Origin of the sequence: Marinifilum sp. JC120, assembly GCA_004923195.1 — a bacterium.
In the GTDB taxonomy this organism is placed as follows: Bacteria; Desulfobacterota; Desulfovibrionia; order Desulfovibrionales; family Desulfovibrionaceae; genus Maridesulfovibrio.
In genome coordinates this window covers 1-544 of the sequence record RDSB01000128.1, presented here as the reverse complement: position 1 = coordinate 544, position 544 = coordinate 1, and the positions used below count along the sequence as shown (strand labels likewise).

Sequence of the window (544 nt, the reverse complement as noted above, 5' to 3'; positions counted from 1 at the left end):
ATTCGAGCAGTAGTGGATCAAGGTATGCAACGAGCWGAAGTAAKGATAAAAGGYCCTGGWCTCGGAAGAGATGCRGCATTACGRGCTATTCGYAGAAGYGGTATACTWTTAAGTTTYGTACGRGAYGTAACCCCTATGCCACATAATGGCTGTAGACCYCCTAAAAAAAGACGTGTATAGAACTAAAAAAAGGCTAAAAGGGTTTCAAGAGAAATAAAYGATTCAAYGATCTGATCAAATAAWATTACTATGGTTCGAGAGAAAGTMRMAGTATCTACTCGGACACTASAGTGGAAGTGTGTTGAATCAAAAAGAGACAGTAAGCGTCTTTATTATGGACGCTTTATTCTGTCTCCACTTATGAAAGGCCAAGCCGACACAATAGGCATTGCGATGCGAAGAGCTTTACTTGGCGAAATAGAAGGAACATGTATTACACGTGCAAAATCTGAGAACATACCACATGACTATTCTAACATAGCAGGTATTCAAGAATCAGTACATGAAATTTTAATGAATTTGAACGAGATTGTATTAAGAAGTA

General features: G+C 38.4%; 2 protein-coding genes. Both read left to right on the top strand.

The features are described from left to right. A partial coding sequence (gene rpsK / locus D0S45_20690; protein ID TIH06688.1) for a 30S ribosomal protein S11 occupies positions 1-180 on the top strand: 180 nt, incomplete at its 5' end. Between the two features lie 69 nt (positions 181-249). Then, the coding region (locus D0S45_20685; GenBank protein ID TIH06687.1) for a DNA-directed RNA polymerase subunit alpha at positions 250-544 on the top strand (295 nt) is incomplete at its 3' end.